Annotated in this window: 1 protein-coding gene; it reads right to left on the reverse strand. The window is 32.7% G+C overall.

The window, feature by feature from the left end; genetic code table 11:
* Window positions 1-23: 23 nt before the first annotated feature.
* Window positions 24-382: hypothetical protein (locus tag E3E36_RS12750; protein ID WP_206203765.1), on the reverse strand; the 359-nt coding region annotated here is incomplete at its 5' end.

The following is a 382-nucleotide window of genomic DNA, read 5'->3' on the forward strand; positions in this document are numbered from 1 at the left end:
CAATTGTTATTGGCTTTTATTCCCTAAAAACCTGTTACACCAATAATGTAATAAACACAAGTAAATGCTAAGTTTATTAACACAAAAAATAATAATATGACTGTAATAAATTTCCAGCGTTTTAAATGCAGCATATCATGGAATAAACTAATACGTTTCCAGAAGGGCATACCTTCTTTTACTAAATTATAGCTGCCGTCTTTATTAATAAATCTTCCTGCCAATGATTCTGTTGCATTGGTGCTGAAACCTGTATCGTTATTCTGTTTCCAGAAATTTTTTGATTTTTTGATTGACATAAGCAGTTGGTTTATGTTAGCGTCATTTCGAAGTTCCCCGAATAAGTCGGGGCAGGCTGTGCCTGAGAAATCTTTTGAAAATT

It is taken from the genome of Thermococcus sp. M36 (assembly GCF_012027355.1).
GTDB lineage: Archaea > Methanobacteriota_B > Thermococci > Thermococcales > Thermococcaceae > Thermococcus.